This window comes from Ilyobacter sp. (assembly GCF_041583315.1).
In the GTDB taxonomy this organism is placed as follows: Bacteria; Fusobacteriota; Fusobacteriia; order Fusobacteriales; family Fusobacteriaceae; genus Ilyobacter.
The window spans coordinates 1-4,699 of sequence record NZ_JBFHGC010000198.1 but is presented as its reverse complement, the minus strand read 5'-3'; the positions used below and the strand labels follow the sequence as shown (position 1 = coordinate 4,699).

The window sequence follows — 4,699 nt, the reverse complement described above, 5'->3', positions numbered from 1 at the left end:
CAGTCCGTCACACACTGCGATTGTAGAGAATTCAAACGGAACTCCCCCGCCCATTCTTATTCCGCTTTTTACTGAATCTATTATTGTCTTAAGGTGTACATGCCCTGGTACCAATTCATTGAATGAACCTACAACCCCTATAAACGGAGCCTGTATCTCTCTTTCTGTAAGGCCAAGAGCCTTGAGAAGACTTCTGTGAGGCGATCTCGCCACTCCTTTTTTAACTACATCACTTTTCATATATTCCCCTTCCCTTTATAAATATGAACTACCTAACAATAATGAAAAACAATTCTATTTTGATAGAAGAGCTTCAATCTCTTCCATTATTTTCTCTACTACCTCTTTTGTCCCAACAAGTTTCTCAGTTCCGCTGTAAATATCACCTGTTCTGTATCCTTTTTCAAGTACCGCTTCCACAGCTTTTTCTATAAGCTGTGCAGCCTCTTCCATCTCAAAAGAATGTCTCAGCATCATAGCACCAGACAATATTGTGGCCATAGGGTTTACCTTGTCCTGTCCTGCTATGTCAGGAGCCGAACCGTGGATAGGTTCAAAAAGACCCACTCCCTTCCCAAGACTTGCCGAAGGAAGCATTCCGATAGAACCAGATATCACACTGGCTTCATCTGATAATATATCTCCAAACATATTACTTGTGAGTATTACATCAAACTGTCTCGGGTTGATCACAAGCTGCATAGCTGCATTGTCTACATATAGATGGCTGAGCTCTATATCCGGGTATTTTTTAGCTACCTTTTCTACTGTTTCTCTCCACAGTTTAGAGCTTTCCAGTACATTTGCCTTGTCTACACTTGTTACTCTTTTATCTCTTTTAGAGGCAGCCTGGAATGCAATCTCAGCAATTCTCTCTACCTCTTCTACAGAATAAGACATGACATCATATGCCTTGTCTCCCTCTCTCTTTTTTTCTCCGAAGTAGATTCCCCCTATAAGCTCTCTAACTATAAGGATATCTAAATTTTCTCCTATAATACTCTCTTTCAGAGGACTCTTATCTCTCAAAGAACTGTGGATTTTTACAGGTCTCAGGTTTGCAAAAACTCCCAGCTCCTTACGAAGTTCTAGTAGTCCTCTTTCAGGTCTCAGGTTTGAGGCTGCACTGTCCCACTTAGGTCCCCCTACAGCACCTAAAAATACTGCATCACTTTCTCTGCATATTTTTTTTGTAGCCTCTGGAAAAGGATGTCCTGCTTCATCAAGACCTGCTCCCCCTATAGCTCCCCTTGTGAACTGAAAGTCTACTCCATAGGCTTTCCCTACTCTCTCCATTACCTTTACTGCTCCTGAAGTTATCTCTTCCCCTATATAATCTCCAGGTAAAAGTGCTATTTTGTATGTTTTCATATCATTACATTTTGTTTTTTGCATACTTAAATATCCCCCCGGCCTTTACTATTTCATAGGCATCGCCCATTGATTTCAAAGAGAACTCTTCTCCTGTTGTCACGTTCTTTATTATGTTCTTTTCCCCGTCTAGTTCTATCTCGTCACCTGTGGAAAATTTATCAAATATTTTAGCTTCAGATTCATATGGTATTAAAAATGCACCGTCTATGGAGTTTCTATAAAAAATTCTGGCATAACTTTCAGCTATAACAGCCTTGATGCCGGCTTTTTCCAGACAAAGAGGTGCGTGTTCTCTGGAAGAACCACATCCAAAATTTTTACCTGCCACAACAACTGTAAACTCACTGGTAAACTCACCTTCTTTGATAAAAGGAGCGGCTTCTTTTATCTCAGCTGGTAGTCCTGAAAGGGCATACTTACCATATAGTTTAGATTCTTCAGGATCATCGACTCTGTATACAAGACGTGATGCCGGTATTATCTGATCTGTATCTATATCGTCACCTAAAACATAAACTTTTCCTCTTATAATGTCATTCATCTCTTACTCCCCCTCCATGAACTTTCTTGGATCTGTAATATAACCTGTAACAGCTGATGCTGCTGCTGTATATGGTGATGCAAGATATACTTTTGATTCCATTGACCCCATTCTTCCATGGAAGTTTCTGTTAGTAGTAGAGATTACTACCTCGTTTGAATGTGTTCTCCCAAAGGTGTCTTCAGGTCCTCCAAGACATGCTCCACATGATGGCGGGCCTATTAAACAACCGGCTTTTTCAAGTATTTCCATAAGTGTTTCGTCACCGATTTTTATCTCGTTCAGATCTTTTTCCACCTGTTTAGTCGCAGGAACTATAAATGTATCCACAACTGTTTTTCTTCCTTTTAATATTTCTGCAGCTGCATAGAAATCTGTAGTTTTTCCTCCTGTGCAAGAACCTATATAAGATCTTGTTATCTTTACATCCTCTAGGTTTTTTGCCTTCTCAATATTTGCAGGAGAATAAGGCTGAGCCACTACAGGCTCCATTTCCGCCGCATCATAGATGTACTCACTTTTATACTTTGCATCTGCATCTGAATGAAATACTTCAAAAGGCTCGTCTGTTCTGGCTTTTACATAATCTATAGTTGTCTGATCAGGTTCGATTATTCCGCATTTACCTCCGGCCTCTATAGCCATGTTGCAGATAGTCATCCTCTCATCCATATTTAAGTCGCCTATGGCTTCGCCATCATACTGCATACAGCAGTAAGTAGCTCCGTCAAATCCTACATCCCCTATAGTCTGAAGAACTATATCTTTTCCCATGACATATTTTGGAAATTTCCCTTTAAAGGTAAATTTTATTGTTTCAGGAACTTTTACCCAAAGTTTTCCAGTCCCCATTATAAATCCTGCGTCTGTATTTCCTATTCCTGTGGCAAATTGTCCAAAGGCTCCTGCAGTACACGTATGAGAATCTGTACCAAACATAACCTGTCCAGGCCTTGCATGACCCTCTTCAGCAAAGGCAACGTGACATACACCTTTATAATCTGATGTAAAAGGTTCATAATAATACTTAAGATCCTGCTCCTTGGCAAACTCTTTTACTATCTCTAGGTTTCTCATTGCATACTTATCTTTTGTAAAAATATAGTGGTCTGGAATTAAAATAACTTTTTCTTTGTCCCAGACCTTGGCATCCTCACCAAATTCACGTTTGAATATAGATGCTGCTCCAGGACCACAAACATCATGTGTTAACAAAGCGTCAACATCTACCCAAATGTTTTCACCTGGAGTCACTTTCTCTTTATTTGATTTTTTAGCAAGAATTTTTTCAACAATTGTCATTCCCACAGTTTTCCCCCCTATTTTTTTACATGTATTAAGCTTCTGTTTATTGCATCTATATAGGCTATTGCACTTGCCTCTATTATATCAGTCTTGATTCCCTTACCGATATATACTTTACCATCTATTTCCACTTCTACCCTTGCCTCACCCTGGGCATCAGAAGCACTTGTTATACTTTTTATAGAATAATCTTTAAGTGTGCAGTCTTTGCATCCTGTTATTGTATTAATGGCGTTGTACACAGCACTTACAGGCCCGTCACCTTCAGCAGTTGCAGTTCTTATCTCGCTTTTTGCCACCATTTTTACCTCTGCCTTAGTAGAGTGTCCAGGAACTCGTATTATGTTGAAACTAGTAAGATCGTAGGATTTTTCCACTGTTCTTAGTCCACCAAGAGCAAGAGATTCGATGTCCTCATCCAGAATTTCTTTTTTAATGTCTGTAAGTTTTTTAAATTTCTTGAAAATGTCATCTATTTTTTCATCAGATAATTCATATCCGAGTTCAATCAATTTATCTTTGAAAGCATGTTTTCCAGAATGTTTCCCGAATACAAGCTTATTTTTTGTTCTTCCAATGCTCTCTGGAGTCATTATCTCATAAGTACTGCTGTTCTCTAGGACTCCGTGCTGATGTATCCCGGATTCGTGAGCAAAAGCATTATCTCCTACTACGGCTTTATTTGGCTGGATGTCCACACCTGTAAGCTTACTCACTGTTTTACTTACGTGATAAATTTTGCTGTGATTTATTCCGCATTCAGCTCCATATCCTTCAGGTCTCACTTTCAGTGTCATTGCAAGTTCTTCTATTGCAGTATTCCCGGCTCTCTCTCCTAGACCGTTTACAGTACACTCTATCTGTGAAGCTCCGGCACGAATTGCAGCTAGAGCATTTGCTGTAGCTAGCCCAAGATCATTATGACAATGAACTGCAATTTCAGCTTTTTCTATATTTGGTACATTTTCTTTTATCCCTTTTATGATCTCGTAAAACTCTTCTGGGTACGAAAATCCAACTGTGTCCGGAATGTTTACAACTATAGCCCCTGCATCAATTACACCTTCTAAAACTCTGTAAAGAAACTCAGGTCTCGTTCTCGAAGCATCCTCACATGAAAACTGAACTTCACACCCCTTAGATTTTGCATATTTCACCATCTCTACAGCCTGGTTATATACTTCGTCTTCTGTCATTTTCAGCTTGTATTTCATATGAATATCAGATGTGGCAATAAAAGTGTGGATTCTTGGATACTTTGCTTCTTTTACTGCATCCCACGCTCTGTCTATATCCTTTGTAGTTGCCCTTGCAAGAGATGCAACTTTACATTTTTTAACTGCTCTTGCTACTTCTCTTATGGCTTCAAAATCAGCTTCTGAAGCTATTGCAAATCCAGCCTCTATAATGTCCACATTAAGATCCTCTAGATTTCTCGCAATTGTCAATTTTTCCTCGATTGAAAGGTTAACTCCTGGT

5 protein-coding genes are annotated in these 4,699 nt (G+C 39.3%); all 5 read right to left on the bottom strand.

What is annotated here, in order from left to right:
* On the bottom strand, window positions 1–240 hold a 240-nt coding region (locus ABZA26_RS08050), incomplete at its 3' end, for a dihydroxy-acid dehydratase (protein ID WP_372714007.1).
* Window positions 241–294: 54 nt separating this feature from the next.
* Window positions 295–1,395 (bottom strand): 3-isopropylmalate dehydrogenase, encoded by a 1,101-nt coding sequence (gene leuB / locus ABZA26_RS08045; RefSeq protein WP_372714006.1) that lies wholly within the window; start codon window positions 1,393–1,395, stop codon window positions 295–297.
* Window positions 1,376–1,915 (bottom strand): 3-isopropylmalate dehydratase, encoded by a 540-nt coding sequence (locus tag ABZA26_RS08040; protein ID WP_372714004.1) that lies wholly within the window; start codon window positions 1,913–1,915, stop codon window positions 1,376–1,378. Before ABZA26_RS08040 ends, leuB begins: the two co-directional genes overlap by 20 nt.
* 3 nt (window positions 1,916–1,918) lie before the next feature.
* On the bottom strand, window positions 1,919–3,217 hold the full coding sequence (locus ABZA26_RS08035) for an aconitase/3-isopropylmalate dehydratase large subunit family protein (RefSeq protein WP_372714008.1): 1,299 nt from the start codon (window positions 3,215–3,217) through the stop codon (window positions 1,919–1,921).
* Window positions 3,218–3,234: 17 nt separating this feature from the next.
* Window positions 3,235–4,699, bottom strand: a 1,465-nt coding sequence (locus ABZA26_RS08030; protein ID WP_372714002.1) for a 2-isopropylmalate synthase, incomplete at its 5' end; no start/stop codon positions are given.